The organism is Massilia sp. 01N417 (genome assembly GCF_056399645.1).
Window position 1 is genome coordinate 1 of sequence record NZ_JBFTRS010000035.1, and the last position, 19,159, is coordinate 19,159.

Sequence of the window (19,159 nt, forward strand, 5' to 3'; positions counted from 1 at the left end):
TTCTGCGATTCGAGGCGATAGGTTTCATCGGCTTCGACGATGGCGGTGAGATATCTCGGCCGGTCCCGCATGGCGCCGGACACGAAGCGGTGGCGCCAGCGGAAGCTGGTGCTGCGATCCACGCCGACGACCCGCGCGGCGTCGCGAACCGTGCGCGACTCGAGCAGGCATTGCAGGTACGACAGCCAGCACGCCTTCTTGCGCAGGCGCGCGAGCGGCGTGCCCGTCAACGCATTATGGCTGCGCCGGCAGCCGAGGCAGCGAAAACGCTGCAGGCCGCTCGCCTGGCCGCAGCGGTGTTTGCGGGGACAGCCACAATGCGGACACGGCCGTCCGGCTGCGGCTTGTTCGATCAGGGCGATGCAGGCGCCAGGGTGCGCGATGCGCGCGATCCATTCCCGCAGCCGTGCCACGTCCGAGGTAGCCAGGCTTGCCGCCGTCAGCAAGCCGAACAGTTGATCGAAGGTCGGGCTCGGCATCGTCACTCCACATGAGTTAACTCGACAATGCGTATGACCTGCGCAACCCGTTTCAGTTCACATAATTAACGCGCACACAGCCCAAAAAAATGCCGCTGTCGCGAATGCAAACAGCGGCAGAATTCTCAGCCGATCACTGAGGTGGAGACACAATGAACCAGGGAGACTACCTAACGAAACATGACAGGAAGTTGGGACACCTTCGCCGGCCACAAGTCCCGAATCGGGTAAGAACTTCCCGCCGATACGTCAGCGCAGTCGCACAATCTCCCTGCAAGTTTCTCCCCGGGTGCCCTGTCCGGCTAACGGACGCCCGATCCTCGGCAACTGCGGTAGCATCGGGCCATGTGTGGACGATTTGACCAAAGCCAGACCGCGCGTCACTACGCCAATGTATTCGGCTGGACCGATGCCGTGTTCGACAGCGAATCGGGGCCGACCACGAATGCGGCGCCCGGCACCTACCGGCCCGTGCTGCATGTGCAGGACGGCGAGCACCGCGTGGACGATGTGTTCTGGAGCTACCGCCCGCGTTGGGCCGAGGGCAAGATCCCGATCGCCATCAACGCCCGCCTCGAGAAACTGGGCAGCAGCTACTGGTCGCGCCTGCTCAAGAACGGGCGCGGCATCGTGCCGGCCGAGGGCTGGTACGAATGGACGGGAGAAAAAGGCCACAAGCAGCCCTGGCATATCCACCGGAAGGACCACGAACCCTTGTTCCTGCTGGCGCTCGCCAATTTCGGCCCGTTCGAGGAAAACCGCGCGGAGGCCGGCTTCGTGCTGGTCACCGACGATGCTTCCGGCGGCATGCTCGACATCCACGACCGGCGCCCGGTCGTCATGAACGCCGAGGATGCGGCCCTGTGGCTGTCCCCTGCCCTTACGCCCCAGCAGGCGCTGGAACTGGCGCGCCACGCCGCCGTCCCGGCCGAATCCTTCGACTGGTACAAGGTCAGCAAGAAAGTCAACAATGCCAGCGCCGACGGCCCGCAGATCGCCCGGCCGCTCGACGACCAGGACGACGAAGCCTAGCTCTCAATTGATGTAGATGACGGCCGGCGAGGAGCTCAGCGCACGAACCGGCGGCGCCGGGGCCGGCGCCGGGGCGGCAGCCAGGGGCTGGGAAGCCTCGGCACTCTGTTCCGGGTCGGGATTGCTTTCCTCGGGGCCGGGTTCGGTGCCGGCGTCGCTGGCGGCGCTGCTCACCTGGCCGGCCGCGGAATCGGCGGCGCCGGCTGCGGTGGCGGCACTGTCCATGATGTCGCCGGCGGTCTGGGCCTGGGTCTGCGGGGCATGCTGGTCGGTGACACCGGCGCCGCATGCGCTCAACAGCATGCACATGATCGAAGCGAAAGAAGCGAGTTTCTTCATCAAAAAGTTTCTTGCGAAAGAAGTTAAGGTGCTTCTTTGACGCAAGGAAACTGTCGGAGTTCAACGCACTCCGATGAAAACTTTCCTGTTGTAATTAAACGCAAACAAAACGCCCGATGAGTCCGAGACGGATCAGCTTGTGCGCACCGTGTTATGAGCTGCGTCGTATTGCGTGCGGAAACTGACTCGCTGTGAACATGGTCTTAACACACAGACCAAGAGACACAGCGAGGATTGCGCGATGGGCGAATACCTGAGGATTCAAGAGATGCTCAAGGAAGGCGAGGCATATGCCGGCCTGATCCTGGGCAAGGACGGCGAGGCCGACTACCACCTGGTGCTGCTGGCCGACGACGTATCGGATGTGAGCTGGCCGACGGCCCGCGAATGGGCGGGCTCGCAGGATGGGGACCTGCCGACGCGGCGCGAGCTTGCCCTGCTGTTCGCCAACCTGCGCGAACACTTCGACCCCGTGTGGTACTGGTCGAGCGAGCAGCACGATACCCGGCCGCAGCTGGTATGGGGGCAGAACTTCGCCAGCGGCATCCAGACCGTGTATGGCCGCCCCTTCCGCGGCCACGCGCGCGCCGTGCGACGGATCGGCAGCAGTTGAGCTGCCCGCCGATCCGTCACGGCTTGTGAAGATGCTTACCTGGCGGCGGGAGCGGCTGCCGGCGCGGCGATGTTGGAGCGGCCGATCGGCTGGTCCATATTCGCCAGGAACCACGCGGTCGTCGCCATGACGGCAACGTGGCGGCGCAGGTTTTCCGGATCGACCTTGTCGAAGGTGTCGGCCGTGGTGTGGTGGTAATTGAAGTAATTGGCCGAATCGATCCACGGTTCGAAGCTCGGCACGCCGGAGGCTTCGAGATCGTGGAGGTCGCCCGCACCGACCACGTCTTCGCGGCGGAAGGCGCCCGCGCCCATCGGATACAGGGCGGCTTGCAGCGGCGCCATCAGCTTGGCCGACTGCTGGCTGATGCCTGCGCGAATGCCGAAGGGACGGCCCGAGCCGTTGTCGTCCTCGTAGGCGGCGAAATGCTTCTCGGCCGTCGACTTGTTGACATCGTCATAGTGCTTGCCGCCGCGGCCACCGTTCTCTTCGTTCATCCAGGCGACCACGCGGATGGTGCGGCGCGGACGGTAGTCGAGCTTGCGCAGGGTATCGATCACACCCATGGCGCTGACCACGCCCGAGGCGTCGTCGTTGGCGCCGGTGGCCAGGTCCCAGGAATCGAGGTGGCCCGAGACCAGCACGATCTCGTCGGCCTTGTCGGTGCCCGGCCAGTCGGCGATCACGTTGAAGCTGTCGGCATCCGGCAGGGTCTGCGGGGTCAGGGTCAGGTGCAGGCGCACCGGACCGCGCTTGGACAGGCGGGCGATCAGCATCGAGTCTTCGATCGTGACGGCGGCCGCCGGGATGCGCTTGTCCGCCGGCAGGTTGGTGGCGCCGGTGTGCACGATACGGTAGGCGGCGCCGCCGACAGCGCGCACCAGCGCGGCCTGGGCACCCATCTCGGCCGCCATGCGCGGACCGGCGCCGCGGAAGGCCACGGCCTGCCCGTAGGCGGTGCCGGCCAGGCCGCGGTCGGCCATGTTCTGGTCGAAGGGCACGTCGAACAGCACGATGCGGCCCTTCACTTCGGCCGCGCGTGCCTTCAGTTCATCGAAAGTACGCACCACGATCACTTCGGCCGTGATGCCTGCCGCGGGGGTCGCGCCCGATCCGCCGAGGGCGGTCAGCACGACTTTCTGGGTAACGCCTTCCGGGCGGCCCTTGTAGTCGACCACTTCGGCGGTCTCGACGCCGCGCACCCAGTGCGGCACCTTGACCGGCTGCAGGGTCACCTTGGCGCCCAGCTTGCGCAGCTCGTCGGCCACCTGGCTGACGGCGGCGGCGGCACCGGCGGAACCGGAGAGGCGCGGGCCGACCAGGTCGGTCAGGTCTTCGAGGCGCTGGTAGGCATAATCGCTCTGCATCGCCGTATCGCGCACCTTGGCGAGCGCCGCCGGATCGTTACCGGGAGAGGCAGCGTTTGCGCTGCCCGCGGTCGCGAAGCCGCCGAGCAGGCTGGCGGCGACAAGGGTCAGGGCGGGAAGGCTGATGCGGCGGTTCATGCGATTGTCCTTTTGTTCGGGTCGAAATGACCGAAACAATAACGCAATCGCCGCCGTTTTAGGAAATTTATTGCAGTAAATACATAATTGATGGATCGTTACGCCGGGACGAGACGTACCAGGGTGATCTCCGACGGCGCCCCGAAACGCTTCGGCGGCCCCCAGTAGCCGGTGCCGCGGCTGGTATAGACCCACAGCGAGCGCACACGGTTCAGGCCGGCAACGAAGGGTTGCTGCAGCGGCACGAACAGGTTCCATGGAAAGAACTGGCCACCATGCGTATGGCCGGACAGTTGCAAATCGAAACCGGCTTCGGCCGCTGCCGGTGCGCTGCGCGGCTGGTGGGCCAGCAGGACTTTCACGGCAACGTCGTCCGGTGCGCCGGCTGCCGCCAGCTGAGGATCGCTCTTGTGCAGGGGGTTGAAATGCTGGGCCGTGTAGTCGGTCACACCGGCGATCATCACTGCGGCCTCGCCGCGGCGGCGGATCACGTGTTCGTTCAGCAAGACGCGCAGGCCCAGGCGACGCACCTCGGCAATCCACTGCTCGGCGCCGGAATAGTATTCGTGGTTGCCGGTGACAAAGAAAACGCCGTCCGGCGCCGCCAGGCGCTCCAGCGGCTGGGTATGCATCGCCAGCCGCTGGACGCTGCCGTCGACCAGGTCGCCCGTCACGGCGATGGCGTCGGCCTTCAGCGAATTGACCTTGTTGACGATGGCGTTCAGGTAGGCGCGCTTGATGGTCGGGCCGACGTGGATGTCGGAAATCTGGGCGATCGCATAGCCGTCCAGTTCCCGCGGCAGGCCGGCGATCGGCACGTCGACCTTGACCACGCGGGCGAGCCGGCGCGCATTGATGAAACCGATGGCGGTGACGGCCAGCGCCAGCAAGGGCACGGCGACGGCGCTGTCAAAGGCGATCGCGGGGCTGGCGACGCCCGCCAGGGCCAGGATCAGCAGCAGGACATCGCGCACGAAGGTCAACACCAGCAGCGATGAAAAGAAACCCATGGCCAGCAGGCCGGCCCAGGAAAGCGGGCCCGACCAGCGGCTGCGGCGCAGGCTGGGCGCCACCAGGCCGATGCGCACCAGTACCGCCGAGATGCTCAACAGGATGATGCCGAGAAACATCCCGAGCAGGCTGGCGTTCATGCCGGGCAACAGGCGCAGGCCGATATACAGGTGCACCAGCACCAGGATTGCAAGAACTGAAACATTGGATCGACGGCGCGCCATGGGCTGGTGTAAATAAGTAGGGACTCCAGCTAGATGGGGCGGCCTTGGCCGAGTGCAAGCCCTGGCCCCCTGAAATGTTACGATGCCTGATGCATGTGTAAGATTCTGTATTCACGCGTGGCGGCCTCGCCGGTGCGGTCTATAGTGACGTCATGCCTTGCGTCGTAGCGATCATGTTGATCCCCGTAGAGGCCGAAGGAAAAGCCATGTTGAACAAAAAATGCTTTGGTGCGGTACTCCTGGCCGCGGCCGCCGTGTCCTCCACGGCAATGGCTCAAGATCGGGGAGCGAACACCGTCATCGGCGCGCTGGCCGGCGCAGCCATCGGCGGCAGTGCGGGTGGTCGCGATGGCGCCCTGGTCGGCGCGGCGATCGGCGCGGCCGTCGGCAACTCGGTGCGCACGAACGACGACTATTATTACCGCAACCGCGGCTACGTCTCCAGCGGCTACTCGAACAATTACTACTCGAGCGGCTACTACCAGCCGGCCCCGGTGTATGTGGAATCGCGCCCGAGCTATTACTACGAGCCGCGTCCGGTCTACGTCGAGTCGCGCCCGGTGTATGTGGAATCGCGTCCCTACTACGACCGTGGCCGCTACTACGATCGCGGCCATTACTATGACCGCGGCGGCTACGACCGCCACGAGCGCGGCGGCTGGCACCGCTGATCGCTTGCTATCCATGAGAACCGCGCCCCGGCGCGGTTTTTTTTCGTCCTCCCCCCGCTAGCCCCGAGCGGCGGCGCCTGTGCCGCCACCACGCGGGAGGACACATGCTCGAAGCGGGCGACATCATCACCCTGACGGCCAACGCCTGGCGCCTGCGCGAACCGCTGGCCAGCTCCAGCTATGGCCTGCTGTGGCATGCGCTGCCTTGCGGCGGCGGCCAGCCGGCCGTCCTCAAGCTCGTCAATACCGAACAGATGGCGCTGGCCCTGCCGCCGCAGCGCCCGCGCTGGAGCGCCTGCCTGGAAGCGGAAATCGCCTTCCTGCGTGCGCTGCGTCCCTGGGACCAGCGCCACATCGTGCGCCTGCTGGATAGCGGCCAACACCTGGGCCAGCCGGCGATGGCGCTGGAACTGCTCGACGGCGACCTGGCGCGCCACCTCGACGCCCTGCGCGCGCGCGGCGCGGCCCCCTCCTTGTCGCAGGCGCTGGACTGGACCGCCCAGGCCAACCAGGCCCTGGCCAAGGTCCACCAGTACGGCTGGCGCCACCTCGACCTGAAACCGGCCAACCTGCTGGTCGACCGCGGCGGCGCGCTGAAGCTGGCCGATTTCGGCACCAACCGCCCGCTGGCGGAACGGGCCGCCCATTCCTATGCGGGCACCGCCAACTGGCAGGCGCCCGAGCAGTTCTTTCCCGATGCCGACGGCCGCTACCGGACCGATGCGCGCAGCGATTATTTTGCCCTCGGCGCCCTGCTCTACCACCTCGTCACCGGCGCGATGCTGCGCTTCTGCAGCGCCTGCGGCGCGGCCTGGCGCGAACACGGGAACGATGGCGCGGCCGTCCTGCGCACGCGCCATGGCGGCGCCCTGCCCGCCATCCTCGCGCCTGACGAAGCGGCACTCTACCTGCGCCATGCCGGCCTTGGCGGCGCTGCGGCCGGCGAGGCGGCGCTCGGCCTGCTGCGTGCCCTGCTGGCCCCGCGTCCGGAACAGCGTCCCCGCCACGCCCTCGAGATCAGCCGCCTGATCGAACGCGCACGCAGCGCCTGCGCCCATGACACCGTGCGGAGGGCGGCATGAGTGGCGCCGCGATCCGGCGCCAGGCAGCCGGCCTGCGACGTGCCACTACGGCCACTACGGCCACCGCGGCCACCGCGGCCGCGCCGGTCGCGGGCCTCCGCGCCCGGCGCGGACGGACGCTGGCCGCCGCCCTGCTCCTGCTGCTGTGCGGGCTGCAACTGGCCTGCCTGCTGCGCGCACCGGCGGCGTGGATGCCGGACCGGGTCACGGTGGCGCTGGATGCCGGCAAGGAAGTCTCGCTGGACGGCGCCGCCCTCGGCCTGGCGCCCGCCGAGGGCGCGCGGATCCGGCTGCGCCGCGATGCCGGCGGCGCCTGGTGGGCTGCCGGCGCCGCCTCGACGGCGCTGCTGGTCCAGCATGGCGAGTCGCGGCGCCGTGCCGGCAGCGTGCTGCTGGCCCAGGGCCAGCGCTTCCAGCTCGGCGCCGCCGGCTTCGAGGTCGACGGCGTCGACGCCGGCAGCGTCGCCTTCTCGCGCGCCGGCACCCGCTGGCGCTACGACGGCGCCACCCTGCTGCGCGATGGCCGACTCCAGCCCGACTGTCCGGACACCCGGCTGGCGGCGCGCCTGGCGGGCACCTGGAACCGCTGGCTGCCGTCGCTGCTGGGCTTCGGGCGGCCGCTGGTCTTCGGCGGCAACCTCGATTGCGGCAACCGCATCGCCATCGCCGGCGTGGCGGCGCCCGGCGCCACCATCCGCCAGACCGCCGACGGCATGCTGCTGGCGGGTGGCGCCGGCATCCAGCAGGCGCCGCTGCTGCTGCAGCCGGCCGGGAGCCCGCACGACGCCCTGCTGCTGGCCGAGCGCGAAGAAAGCCTGGAAGGCGCCGCCGCCCTGCAGCTGGGCCGCACCCACCTCCTGCTGGAGCGCAATGGCGACCTGCTGCACCTGCAGCCGGTCTCCCACGTCGCCCTGTATCGCGAGGCCCAGCAGCGCCTGCCCGAAGGGGTAAGCTGGTCGTGGACGCGGCGCGATCACTGGCGCCTGCCGCAGCAGGCGATGCTGCCGCTGGCCGGGGCGCTTGGATTGACGCTGGCCACCGGCATCGCCCTTCTACTGGGCGGCTTCCCACGCCGCCTGGGCAGCAGGCGCGCGCTCGGCGCCCTCGCTTCCCTGCTGCTGGCCGGCCTCGGCGCGGCGCTGATGTTCCTGCAGAAGACCGGCGCGCCGGTCGGCGCCGGCATCGGCCTGCTGGTGGCCTGGGCCGCGCTATGGTGCCTGTGGCTGGCGGGCGGCCGCTCGCTGGCCGCCGGCGCCGCCGTGCTGCTGTTCGCGGCCGGCCTGCTGGCCCAGCTCGAACTCGGCCTGGGGACGCCGGAATCGTCCTGGCTGCGCCATGCCGGCAAGACCGGCGCCCTGCTGGCGGTCGGCGCGGGCGCCTGCGGCCTGCTGCGCGCGCTGCGCCGGGGCGCGGAGCGGCGGCCGCTGCCGCAGGCGCGGGTCGAACTGGGCCTGCTGGTGCTGAGCGCCGTCGCCGTGCTGCTCCTGCTGCTGCAGGTCGCGTTCGGCGACGAGACCGGGGTCTACGACCTGCAGCCGGTCGAATTCGCCAAGCTGGTACTGGCCGCCCTCACCGCCCACTGCCTGGCGCTGGCGACGAGCAGCCATCCGGCGCCCGGCGGCCTGCTGCTGCGCGTGCTTCGCCTGGGCGCGCCGGCCCTGCTGTTCCTGGTGCTGCTGGCGGTGGCCCTGGTGCAGGTCGATGACTACTCGCCGCTGGTGCTGCTGACGGTCTGGGGATGCGCGATGGCGCTCGCCTTTGCGCTGGCCGGCGGCCGCCACTGGCTGGCCGTCGCCTGCGTCGGCCTGGCGCTGTCCGCGGTGGCCGGGGTGGTGCTGCTGCGCGTGGCCGGCCCCGCCGAGTTCGCGCGCTGGAATTTCTATGCCGACCGCTTCCTGGTCTGGCTCGACCCCGGCTCGCATCCGCATACCGGCCAGCAGCTGCTGCTGGGCGCCCAGGCCATCGCCGGCGGCGGCTGGTTCGGCGCCGACCACGTCTTCGGCCTGGCGGCGCTGGGCCAGGATGCCGGCGCCGTGGTGCGCATCCCGGCGGTGCAGGACGATTTCGCGCCGTCCTTCTTCCTGAACCGCCACGGCCTGGCCGCCGGCCTGCTGCTGTGGGCGCTGCAGGCGCTGTTCGTCGCCGGGCTGCTGCACACGGCGCTGCGCTGCTGGCTGGACGGCGCCCGCGCGCGCGACTTCCGCCTGGCCTGGCTGGCGCGCTTCCGCTGCTTCCTGCTGTGCGGCGGCGCCGCCTTCGTCGCCGGCCATCTGCTGCTCTCGTGGGGCACCAACCTCGCGATCTTCCCGGTCATGGGGCAGCCGATGAGTTTTCTCTCGGCCGGCGGCTCGCACCTGCTGTTTTTCATCTGCCCCCTGCTAGCGCTGTGCGTCGCCAGCGAAGCTGCCCATCCATAGAGGAGAACCGATCATGCCCGTCTACGTCCAGCACGAAACCCTTGCCAGGATCAACGATGTGTTCAGCCCCGAAGCGATCTGGCAGGCGCCCGGGCTCGCCCTGTTCTCGCGCCGCCCGCTGCTGCGCGACCTGCTGGAGCGCGCCCCGCGCGAACAGCGCGGCCGCGCCGCCACCCGCTGCTTCTCGCACGTGACCCTGGCCCTGCCGCAGGAAGAAGTCGACGACGACCGCCACCTGACGCGCGGCGCCCGCGTACGCGACCTGGCCCAGGGCCTGGCGGCGCTGCACCAGAAGGACTTCGGCGACCTGCTCGCCGGCGACGAGGTGCGCTACCACGTGGTCGGCGCCGAGGACCTGGCGCCGGGCGAAGTCGAGGTCCGCTTCGGCCACGCGGTGTACCTGCCGGCGCCGGGCGAGAAGGTGCAGTACACGGTCAGCGTCTCGCGCGACAGCGCGGTGTGGAAGACGGTGTGCCCGGTCTACCCGAACCAGCGCCTGACCCTGATCGGCAACGACGAGCGCGAGGCGACCCACGTTGCGCCCGGCTGGCCCTTCGGCGCCGAGGGCGCCATCCTCCTGATCAACGACGGCCCGGACGCCCCGCTCGAGGTGCAGGTGCGGCCCAAGGATGCCTTCGAATGCAGCTGGGACCAGGCCGCCGGCTACTACACGATCCGCTCGCGCCGCGGCGGCGTCGATGCGTCCGGCGCACCGCTGCGCCTGCTGCTGCGCATCACGCCGGCGCCCGGCGTGCGCACGGCCGCTTCTCCCTCGACCCAGCCCAGGGCCGCCATTTCGCCGATGCCCGCTCCCGTGTCCGCGCCCATGCCTGCGTCGATCCCGGCACCGGCCCGGGCGCCATCGGCACCATCGACCCGTCCCGCGGTGTGGAAGCCGCGCCAGGCCCTTGAAGCCGACATGACGGCGGTGCCGCTCGCCAGGCCGGCGCCGGCGACGGTGGAAGCGGACGCCACCTACGCCCCGGTCGCACGCCAGCGGGTCGCGCTGGCCGCGCTCGCCCTGCCGCGCCTGTCGCGCTACCGCGAAACCGGCTCCCAGGCGCTGGAGATTGGCCTGAACCGGGCCCTGGCCCCGTCAAGCCAGGGCGCCGACGCCATCCTCAGCTTCGCCATCGACGACAGCGACACCGTGCATGCGGTGACCGCCGCCGGACGCCAGGCGGTGACGGCACCCGGCAGCTTCAGCCCCCTCGACGGCGCCAAGGTCGAGCTGCTGGCGATCGCCCCCGAGATGGCCGACCGTTACCTGGCCCTGCTGCGCCTGCCGCAGGCGCCGGCCCTGCCGGTGGCGCCGGGTGCACGCTTCCTGTTCGGCCGCGCTGCGCCGATGCTGGCGGCCCTGCGCGTGCTGGACTCGCCGCGCTTCCTGCGCGCCCAGCCCGGAACGGCGCCCTCCAGCGCCGACCGCCTGGGCCTGTCGCGCAATGCCTTCAGCTTCGAGGCGGCGGCGGACGGCTACCGCATCGCCCGCGCCAGCGCCACCCAGGCCCTCTACCACCTCGATGAGCAGTTGCGCTTCGTCGCCGCGATCGGCGATGCCACGCCGGAGCAGCCCTACCGCCTGCCGCCCGGCCATCACCTGGTGGCCGGCCATTACGTGCTGCGCTTCGATGCCTGAGATCGGACGCCTGAGCATGAATGCGCCGATCCACTGGCCCGGTGCCGCTGCCTGTGCGGCGGCGCTGGTGCTGACCCTGGTGCTGGCCGGCCTGCTGACCCCGCGCCGCTGGTGGCGCCGGCCGACCGCGGGCACCTTGGCCCTGGTCGGCGGCGGGACGCTGGGTTTCGGCATGCTGTTCGCCTCCCTGCTGCCGGCCGCGGCCCCGCCGGCACGGGTGGCGGCGCCACTGCCGCTGGCTGCGCCCCTGCCCGCCACGCCCATGCTGCGCTACCGCGTGGTCGATGACCTCAACCTGCGCGCGGCAAAAGCCACCGGCGCTCCGCGCCTGGCGGTGCTGCCGGCCGGGACCCTGGTCACGCGCACCGGCGCCGCGGACGGCGACTGGTGGCAGGTGCGCGCGCGCCTGCGGGGGAAGGAGGTCGAAGGCTGGGCCAGCAGCCTGTGGCTACGCCGGGTCGACGAGCGCGCCGCCGGCCCCTAGCGCCAGGCGCATCGGGTTGTAGCAGACGGTACTGACCTGCATCGGCGCGGTGCGCACGAAGCCGAGCGACTCGTAGAAGGGCACGGCGTGATTCGAGGCGTTGACCGTGAAGGCACCCGGATGGTCCGGGCCCAGCGCCGCCTCGCGCGCCACGTCCCACAGCCTGCGGGCGATCCCGCGGCGATGGAAGCGCTTGTCGACGTAGAGGCTGTAGACGTGGCTGCGCTGGCGGACGGCGACGAATCCTGCCAACTCGCCGCCGACTTCGGCCACATGGTAGACATAGCCCTCGGCCAGGAAGCCGCGCATGCGCTCCTCGCCCTGGGCGGCCAGGAAAGCGGCCGCGTTATCGGGGCTGGACTCGTGCAGGATGAATTCTTCGGCGGCGGCGCGCAGGAGGCTAGCCGCGGCCGGGATGTCGTCGGGTGTCAGGGATCGGATGCGCATGGTTCGGCTAGTGTAAGGGAAAAAAGCCCGCTAATCGTCGCTTGGCTTTTTGCTGTTTGCGGTTAGAGTAGGGGCATGCAGACTTCCGCAGGCTCACTCGCTTCCTCCCTGCGCTTCGGCGCGCTCGACGTCGCCGCCGCCTCGCGGCTGGGCGCCGGCCCGCGCCTGCGCGAAGAAAACCAGGACAACCTGCTGCTGATCGATACCGGCGGCCAGGCCGTCTGGCTGCAGAACCAGCAGCCGCAGCGCCGCCAGCTGGCGCGCTGGCGCCAGGGCCATGCGCGCCTGGCCGTGCTGGACGGGATGGGCGGCCACGGCCACGGACGCGAAGCGGCGGAAGCCGTGGCTGCCGGCCTGCTGGCGATCCCGCCCTGCGATTCCGCCGCCGAGCTGACACGCCGCCTCGACCAGCTGCACGCCGACCTGCAGCGCCATTTCGCCCAGCTCGCCGGCCCGGGTCCGCGTCCCGGCACGACCCTGACCATGCTCGAGCTGCCGGAGAACGGCGAGCCCCTGCTCTACCACGTCGGCGACTCGCGCCTGTACGAGATCACACGCGAACGCGTGGCCCCGCTCACGGTCGACCACGTGCCCGCCACCGCCTTCGCGATGGCCGGCATGCTGGACGAACAGGAATGGTGGCAGCAGGTGCATGGCGAGCACCGGCCGCAAGTGTCGCAAGCCTTCATCCTCGGGAATGCCTTCGCCAATCCGGCCCAGCTGAACGATGCGCTGTTCGAGCTGACGCCGCTGAACCTGCCGCCCTGGCTGTGCGCCCTGCCGGACCGCCGCGCCCTGCAGCTGCGCGCCGGCGCGACCTATCTGCTGGCAACCGACGGCCTGTGGTCCTGCTCCGATCCCTATGGCTGGGTGGGCCAGTGGCCGCAGCTGCTCGGCGGCCGGCTGGATGCGGCCGGCATGCTGGCGGCGCTGCTGCGCGCCTACGCGGCCCATCCGCCCGCCTTCTTCTACCCGGATAACGTCACGGCGATCCTGCTGCGCCCCCCGGGCACGGCGGCGCGCGAGGAAACCGCCCTGCCGGGAATTTGATGCTTTTTAGCAAAAAATCTTGCCTATCGATGAATACGGCGCGCCGCCTGGCGTTAGAATCACGTAAGCTTCTCACGACGCCAGCCAGCCTATTCCCCCAACCATGAAACGATGCAGCAGCCCAGACCATCCGCACTGCACCGCCTGGGTCATGCCCGGCGAGCAGGCTTGCGCGCATGGTCACGGCCAGCCGTCCGCCGCGCCTGCCGCGGCGGCGGAGACGCTCGGCTCCAGCTTCGACATGCTGCAGGCGGTGCGCGCCCGGCGCGACGCCTTTGGCGCGATCCGCCCGGGCGCGCCGGCGACCCCGCGGGAACAAGCGCGGCCGCACCTGCACATCAGCGGTTTCGACCCGCGCGCCGCCGGCGGGCGCCAGGCCATCCGGCTGGAACTGCGCGGCATGCCGGACGACGTGCCGGCCGAACTCACCATGCTGCTGCAATCGGCTCTGCTGCCCCATGGCGGCGGGCGGCAGACCTTCAGCCGCAGCCTGCGCGGCGGCTGGCGCCCGGTGGTCGTCGAATTTTCCTCGCGCGGCCGCGAGCACGGCCAGTACCGGGTCGACGTCGAGCTGCATGCGCGCGATCCGGAACGGCGCGGCGGCGCGCGTACCTGGGTCGCCACCGTGGTGCTGATGGTGCCGCGCCTCGACGCCTCGCTGGCCGAGATCCACCAGACCTATCTGGCGGCACGCAAGAACGTCCGCATCCAGGCTGACGACGCCTCGATCGCCCGCCTGCACGGGCTCGACGCCGCCGGTCCGCTCGACATCGCCATCGACGCCCGCAACGCCTCGATCGCCCAGCTGCAATTCGGTCCCGCCCATGGCAGGATCGACATGGGCCTGCCGACCATCGCCTGGGACGAAGACCTGATCGAGATCGACCTGCCGGCCACGCGTCCGGCCCATCCCTGCCCGGCGTCCAGCGCCTGCCTGGTCTACGCCGAGCCGGATGCCGGCATGCAGCGCCACCTGCGCCTGTTCGCCCTCGACGAATGGGTGCTGGGCCGGATGGAAGCCGGCGCCGGCGGCCAGTTGCTGGACGCCGAAGCCGACCTGCTGCTGTGCCATTACGGCGAACACGGTCCCGAGCACCAGGGCCTGACGCGGCGCATCTCGGCCCGCCATGCCCTGATCCGGCGCGGCCGGCAGGGATTCGAGATCGAGGACGTGTCGCGCTACGGCCTGCTGCTGGACGGCGCCTGGCCCGGCAAGCACAGCCCGGTGCCGCTGCGGCCGGGCATGCGCATCGAATTGAGCGCCAGCATCAAGGGCATCGCCGTGCTGGTGGTGACGGCGCTGCTGCCGCATGCCGTGGTACTGCACCGGGTCGATGCCGGCGGCGCAGCCGAGTGCTTCATGCTGTTGAGCCCGGACACCTTGCCGGGTCCCGCAGCCTCCGGCAGCGCCCTGGCGCGCGCGGCCGCGCTGCCCCTGCTCTTCCACCGCGACGGCGGCTTCTGGCACCGCGATCCCGTCAGCGGCGCGGACACCCCGCTGGCCCCGACGGCCGCACTCGACCGCCTGGCCGGTTTCCACGGCCGGGTACGCTTTACCGCCACCTCCTACCCCGACTACCGTAACGCCCGCGGCGCCGACCGCCGCGCCGCCGTCCAGCTGTCCGGCGCCTGACTCAGTACGGCCGCAGCACCAGGAAGATCAGGGCTGCGCCCACCAGCAGGGCTGCCTGCAGGGAAAACACGATCACGGGAATGCGGATGTCGTCCGGAATGCGCATGGCAAACCTCCAGTCACACAAAGCACGTGACCGATTATCCCACACGTGTCGACATCAGCTCGCGCACGACGCGGAAGCCGACGATGTCGTTCGACAAGGCTGCTGAAAAGCCATTGCGCAAGGCCGAGCGCAGATAGCGCGGGTTGTACAGCCAGGAGCCGCCGCGCAGGATGCGGCGGGCCTGGTCGCCGCCCTCTTCCCAGGCGCTGCCGTCGAGCGGCGCCCCTTCGTAATTGTCGTGGACCACGTCCTGTACCCACTCCCACACATTGCCGTGCATGTCGAACAGGCCCCAGGGATTGGCCGGGAACATGCCGGCCGGGGTGGTGCCGCGCCGGTACTCGCCGCGCGCGCCGCCGTTCCAGGTGAAGTTGCCGTCGTAGTTGGCCTGGTCGGTGGAAATGCCGTCGCCGAAGCTGAACGCGGTCCTGGTGCCGGCGCGGCAGGCGTATTCCCATTCGGCCTCGCTCGGCAGGCGGTAGCTGCGGCCGGTCGCCTCCGACAGCCAGCGCAGGTAGTGCTGGGCGTCGTACCAGTTCACGCCGACCACCGGGTGGGCGTCGGTCTGCGGAAAGCCCGGCGCTTCCCAGTCGACTTCGCCGCTCTGGCGCCAGCCGGTGGCGCGCACGAAGGCGCGCCATTCGCCCACCGTCACCGGATAGCGGCCCATCGCGATCGGCTTGTCGATGCCGACCCAGTGCTGGGGCAGCTCGCGCGCCAGCCAGCCCTTCTGCGAACCGGCTTCCATCGCGATCTTGCGCTCGTGCTCGGGTGAGCCCATCTGGAAGCGCCCGGTCGGCAGCAGCACCAGTTCCGGGCCCTTGGCCTCGCCGTCCAGGAAGCGGTCGCGCAGCACGCCTTCGAGATCGGCCACCGGACTGGAAGGCGTGGGCAGCAGTTCTTCGAGCTCGGCCTGCTTGCGCGCGGCCTGCTCGGCGCGGGCGCGCTGCTGCTGGGCGAGATAGGCCGCGGCGGCCCTGGCCTGGGCCTGCTTGCGCTGGACCTGCTCGGCCTCCTGGCGCGCCTTTTCCGCTTCCAGGACCCGGCGCTCCGCCAGCTGGCGCCGCAGCGCTTCCTTGCGCACCCGGCGCGCCTCCTCGGCCGCCAGCCGCGCCAGCCTTTCCTGTTCACGGCGCTGGCGCTCCAGCGCGGCCTGGGCGGCGGCCCTGGCCTCGGCTTCCATCCGGCGGCGCGCCTCGGTTTCGCGGGCGCGCCGCTGCGCGTCCGCATCCATCGCCTCGCGCTCGGCGCGGGCGGCCTGCTCGGCTGCTTCTTGCGCGCGCAGATCCGCCTCGCTCGGCCCGCGCGCTTGCTCCAGCCGCTGCAGCAACTCGCTCACGCTGCCGGGGCGCTCGGCGGCGCTGGCCGCAAAACCGGCCTGCAGCGCTTCCCACTGGGCGTCGTTCAGACCGTCGGGGCGTGCCGGCTGACCGCGTACGGCCTGGCCGTCGCCGAAAGGCAGGTGCCCGCTGAGCATCCGGTAGGCCATGACCGCCACCGCGTGCACGTCCAGGCCGCGTCCCGCTGCGTCCTGGTCCGGCCCGCGTCCCGCCTCCGGCGCGCGGTAGCCGGCGGTGCCCGAACTGGCAGGCGCCTCGACCGAGGGACCGCCGCTGCCGCGGGCGCGGGCGGCGATGCCGAAGTCCAGCAGCTTGACCTCGCCGGCGCCGGTCAGGAAGACATTGGCCGGCTTGATGTCGCGGTGGACCAGTTGGTGGCGCTCCCAGGCGTGGTCGAGGGCGGCGGCCACCGGCGCGAGCAGCTGCAGGGTGCGCTCCAGGCCCAGCCTGCCTTCGCGCGCCAGCAGGCTCTCCAGGTCTTCGCCCTCCAGGCATTCCATGATGATGAAATAGCTGGCCGTGGCCGGGTCCTGGGCCCAGTCGTAGACCCGCACGATGTGCTCGTGAGCGAGCTGGCGGGCGCGTGCCGCCTCCTCGATCAGCAGGCGGGCGTGGGTGCTGTTCTGGGTCAGCTGGGGCGGCAGGATCTTCAGCGCGACCTGGGCGCTGTGTCCCAGCTCGGCGTGGGTGGCAAGGTCGGTGGCCTGCCACACCTGGCCCATGCCGCCGTGGGCGATCAGGCGGTCCAGCCGGTAGCGGCGCTCGAAAGGGCCGACTTCCTGGCCGGCCATCAGGCCGATCTCGGTGCCGCGTGCGGCCGCCGCGGCATTCTCAGGCACTCCCGCGACGACGGCTTGCGCGCCATCACCCGCCGGCGGCGCATAGGCGGCGTCGAGGATGGCGTTCTTGCGGCTGTCGAATTCCTCGCGGCTCAGCAGGCCGTCTTCGTGCAGGGCGCGCAGCTCGCGCAGCTTTTCGATCGCGGTCTGCATCATCCCCGCGCCGGCAGCGCGGCGCCGCAGGTGACGCAGAAGCGGTCGCCGTGGTGGGCGTCCGCGTGAGCACAGGCTTCCAGCGTTCCCGCCAGGGCACCGGCGACTCCTGCGCCCAACCGCGCCTGGGCGACGAGCGCCGTCTTGTTGACGTCGTTCTGCAACGCCAGCAGCTCCAGCTGGTGGCGGCGCTCGCGCTCCTCCTGGGCATCGCGACGCCGACGTTCCGCTTCCACCTGTTCCTGCGCCAGGCGCCAGGCATCGGTATTGGCGGCGCCGACCACGCCGGCCAGGGCCGCCAGCTGCTCGGCGCTCATGCCGGCGTGCTCGCGGGTCTTCATCACGTCGGCCAGCAGGGCCGCATTGGCCGGCGCCACCAGCGCGACCTTGGCGCCGTCGTCCAGCACGCCCAAGGCCTGGGCGCGCTCGATCTCGAGACGGGCCAGCTCCAGTTCGTGGGCGCGCTGCTCGTGCACGCCTTCGCGCTCGTTGCGCGCCACCAGGGCATCGGCCTCGATGGTGCGCAGCAGCTTCTGGTGCTGGGCCAGGGCGTCCTGTTGCGCGCCGCCGCGGCGCAGGGTCTCGACCTGCTGGCGGACCTGCTCGGCGTCCAGCGACAGACGCCCCGCCGCCTGGGCATCCTGCCATTCGAGCACCCGTTCGGCCTCGCGGCGGTGGGCCTCGTTTTCCAGCTGCAGCAGCTTGAGGCGCCCCGCATGCGCTTCGTCCTCGATCTCGCGGGCGCGGCGGGAGGCGGCCTGCTCGGCCTCGTGCAGCCGGGCCAGCTCGGCGCGCTGGCGGCCGGCGTCCTCGATGCCGCGCGCCTGCTCGATCTTGTTGCGGATCTGCTGCTGCAGCAGCTGGTGGGTAAAGCGCTGCTGGGCGATGGCGCGCGCCTCGGCGGCTTCCTGCCGGGCCACTTCCAGCTCGGTGCGCATGCGGATCGCGGCCAGCTCGCGCAGCTGCTGCCATTGCGCGGCCTCGTCCCGGCGTGCGCCGCGCTTGCCTTCCAGCTCGTGTTCGAGCGCGGCCACGGCGTCGACGGCGCCGCGCTCGATCGCCTGCTTGCGCGTACCCGATTCGACGATGCGGCCATAGAGTTCGATCTGGCGCGCGCGGATCGCCTGGGCGCGCTCGGCATTCTTGAGCGAGAGTCCGGCCCGCTCCAGGCTCTCGTCCTGGCGCAGCTCGGCGCGGCGATGGCGCAGGCGGCCTTCCTGCTCCTCGCGGCGGATGCGGTTCCACTCCTCTTCGCCGTACAGTTCGTCGAGCTGCTTCGCATGCTCGAGGCGCACGCGCTGCTCGTCGGCGGCCAGCCACAGGGTGCCGATGCGGGCGCGGTTGGCGTCGAACTTGTCGTGGCGCAGGGCGATGGTATCGACCCGCACCACCGCCAGCCCATACTGGGACAGCAGCAGCGCCAGGCCGCCCTGCAGGTGCTGGTCGAGTTCCAGGCGCAGTTCGCGGCGGCCCGCCATCTCGCGCAGCGAACGGCCGGCGACGAATTCGCGGGCCAGCTGGGCCAGCGGCGCCTGCAGCAATTCGCGCAACTGGACGTCCTTGATCGTGCCCGGCATGGTCATGAAGTGGCGCGCGAAGGCCGGCACGTTCTCGATCCGCAGCGACAGCGTGAGCGTGGCATCGACCCGCAGGTGCTCGCAGGTGGCGAGATCCTCGAGCGAGAATTCGACCGGCAGCGCGCCGCTGCGGGTGACCAGGATCTCGGCATGCTGGTCGCGCAGCAGGTTGTTCAGGCGGGTGAAGAAGCCTTCTATCTCGTACTCGCCCTGCGGCACCTCGGTGGCCTGCTCGCCCTGCAGGATGTAGGCGCGGGCGGTGGCCGGCACGTGCAGGGTCTTGGCGAAGATGCCGGACAGGTCGCGCACGCCGAAGAACACCGCCAGTTCGTCGGGGCCGGGCGCCCAGCGGTTCTCGACCAGCACCGCCTTGTGGCGCGGCGCGCCCAGCAGCAGGCCGCAGGACCCACAATAGCTCGCCGCACCGCCATTGCGTGCGTCGCAGCGAGGGCATTCCGGCCCGCCGGTTCCGAACATCTTCAACATGATGACTCCTTCCGCATACCGCTCGGCAGCCG

16 protein-coding genes are annotated in these 19,159 nt (G+C 70.5%); 9 read left to right on the forward strand and 7 right to left on the reverse strand.

The features are described 5' to 3' along the window. Positions 1–479, reverse strand: a 479-nt coding sequence (locus tag AC1DOQ_RS25790; RefSeq protein ID WP_477370883.1) for a transposase, incomplete at its 3' end; no start/stop codon positions are given. Between the two features lie 345 nt (positions 480–824). Here AC1DOQ_RS25790 and AC1DOQ_RS25795 point away from each other — a divergent pair. After that, a complete protein-coding gene (locus AC1DOQ_RS25795; protein WP_477370886.1) occupies positions 825–1,511 on the forward strand; it encodes an SOS response-associated peptidase in 687 nt (228 codons plus the stop codon). A gap of 3 nt (positions 1,512–1,514) precedes the next feature. On the opposite strand, the gene AC1DOQ_RS25800 is transcribed toward AC1DOQ_RS25795, so the two are convergent. After that, positions 1,515–1,850 (reverse strand): hypothetical protein, encoded by a 336-nt coding sequence (locus AC1DOQ_RS25800; protein ID WP_477370889.1) that lies wholly within the window; start codon positions 1,848–1,850, stop codon positions 1,515–1,517. 241 nt (positions 1,851–2,091) lie between these two features. Here AC1DOQ_RS25800 and AC1DOQ_RS25805 point away from each other — a divergent pair, with 241 nt between their 5' ends. Further along, a complete protein-coding gene (locus tag AC1DOQ_RS25805; RefSeq protein ID WP_477370892.1) occupies positions 2,092–2,463 on the forward strand; it encodes an Lcl C-terminal domain-containing protein in 372 nt (123 codons plus the stop codon). A gap of 35 nt (positions 2,464–2,498) precedes the next feature. Here the strand turns inward: AC1DOQ_RS25805 and AC1DOQ_RS25810 are convergent, their stop codons facing one another. Together AC1DOQ_RS25810 and AC1DOQ_RS25815 are read right to left on the reverse strand one after the other, a co-directional pair. Next, positions 2,499–3,968 carry a M20/M25/M40 family metallo-hydrolase gene (locus AC1DOQ_RS25810; protein ID WP_477370895.1) on the reverse strand — a complete coding sequence of 490 codons (1,470 nt, stop codon included), beginning with the start codon at positions 3,966–3,968 and terminating at the stop codon, positions 2,499–2,501. A 98-nt stretch (positions 3,969–4,066) separates the two neighbouring features. After that, on the reverse strand, positions 4,067–5,203 hold the full coding sequence (locus tag AC1DOQ_RS25815) for a metallophosphoesterase (RefSeq protein ID WP_477370898.1): 1,137 nt from the start codon (positions 5,201–5,203) through the stop codon (positions 4,067–4,069). A gap of 206 nt (positions 5,204–5,409) precedes the next feature. On the opposite strand from AC1DOQ_RS25815, the gene AC1DOQ_RS25820 reads away from it, so the two are divergent. From AC1DOQ_RS25820 to AC1DOQ_RS25840, 5 genes are all read left to right on the forward strand, one after another. Continuing rightward, complete coding sequence (locus tag AC1DOQ_RS25820) at positions 5,410–5,874, forward strand: glycine zipper domain-containing protein (RefSeq protein ID WP_477370900.1); 465 nt, start codon at positions 5,410–5,412, stop codon at positions 5,872–5,874. A 104-nt stretch (positions 5,875–5,978) separates the two neighbouring features. After that, positions 5,979–6,956, forward strand: a complete 978-nt coding sequence (locus tag AC1DOQ_RS25825) for a protein kinase domain-containing protein (protein ID WP_477370903.1) — start codon at positions 5,979–5,981, stop codon at positions 6,954–6,956. Continuing rightward, a complete protein-coding gene (locus tag AC1DOQ_RS25830; RefSeq protein ID WP_477370906.1) occupies positions 6,953–9,373 on the forward strand; it encodes an FtsW/RodA/SpoVE family cell cycle protein in 2,421 nt (806 codons plus the stop codon). Before AC1DOQ_RS25825 ends, AC1DOQ_RS25830 begins: the two co-directional genes overlap by 4 nt. A gap of 13 nt (positions 9,374–9,386) precedes the next feature. Then, positions 9,387–11,012, forward strand: coding sequence for a hypothetical protein (locus tag AC1DOQ_RS25835; protein WP_477370909.1), 1,626 nt, complete (start codon positions 9,387–9,389; stop codon positions 11,010–11,012). Next, on the forward strand, positions 11,005–11,496 hold the full coding sequence (locus tag AC1DOQ_RS25840; RefSeq protein WP_477370911.1) for an SH3 domain-containing protein: 492 nt from the start codon (positions 11,005–11,007) through the stop codon (positions 11,494–11,496). Before AC1DOQ_RS25835 ends, AC1DOQ_RS25840 begins: the two co-directional genes overlap by 8 nt. On the opposite strand, the gene AC1DOQ_RS25845 is transcribed toward AC1DOQ_RS25840, so the two are convergent. Next, positions 11,461–11,943 carry a GNAT family N-acetyltransferase gene (locus tag AC1DOQ_RS25845; RefSeq protein WP_477370914.1) on the reverse strand — a complete coding sequence of 161 codons (483 nt, stop codon included), beginning with the start codon at positions 11,941–11,943 and terminating at the stop codon, positions 11,461–11,463. The two genes, AC1DOQ_RS25840 and AC1DOQ_RS25845, sit on opposite strands and share 36 nt — an antisense overlap. Before the next feature lie 75 nt (positions 11,944–12,018). On the opposite strand from AC1DOQ_RS25845, the gene AC1DOQ_RS25850 reads away from it, so the two are divergent. Then, the gene (locus tag AC1DOQ_RS25850) at positions 12,019–12,993 is read left to right on the forward strand and encodes a PP2C family protein-serine/threonine phosphatase (RefSeq protein WP_477370917.1); all 975 of its coding nucleotides are present in this window, start codon (positions 12,019–12,021) and stop codon (positions 12,991–12,993) included. Between the two features lie 103 nt (positions 12,994–13,096). Beyond that, the gene (locus AC1DOQ_RS25855) at positions 13,097–14,626 is read left to right on the forward strand and encodes an FHA domain-containing protein (protein WP_477370920.1); all 1,530 of its coding nucleotides are present in this window, start codon (positions 13,097–13,099) and stop codon (positions 14,624–14,626) included. A gap of 140 nt (positions 14,627–14,766) precedes the next feature. Here the strand turns inward: AC1DOQ_RS25855 and AC1DOQ_RS25860 are convergent, their stop codons facing one another. Together AC1DOQ_RS25860 and AC1DOQ_RS25865 are read right to left on the reverse strand one after the other, a co-directional pair. Beyond that, on the reverse strand, positions 14,767–17,067 hold the full coding sequence (locus tag AC1DOQ_RS25860) for an SUMF1/EgtB/PvdO family nonheme iron enzyme (protein WP_477370923.1): 2,301 nt from the start codon (positions 17,065–17,067) through the stop codon (positions 14,767–14,769). Next, on the reverse strand, positions 17,064–19,127 hold the full coding sequence (locus AC1DOQ_RS25865) for a coiled-coil domain-containing protein (RefSeq protein WP_477370926.1): 2,064 nt from the start codon (positions 19,125–19,127) through the stop codon (positions 17,064–17,066). Before AC1DOQ_RS25865 ends, AC1DOQ_RS25860 begins: the two co-directional genes overlap by 4 nt. Positions 19,128–19,159 lie beyond the last annotated feature (32 nt).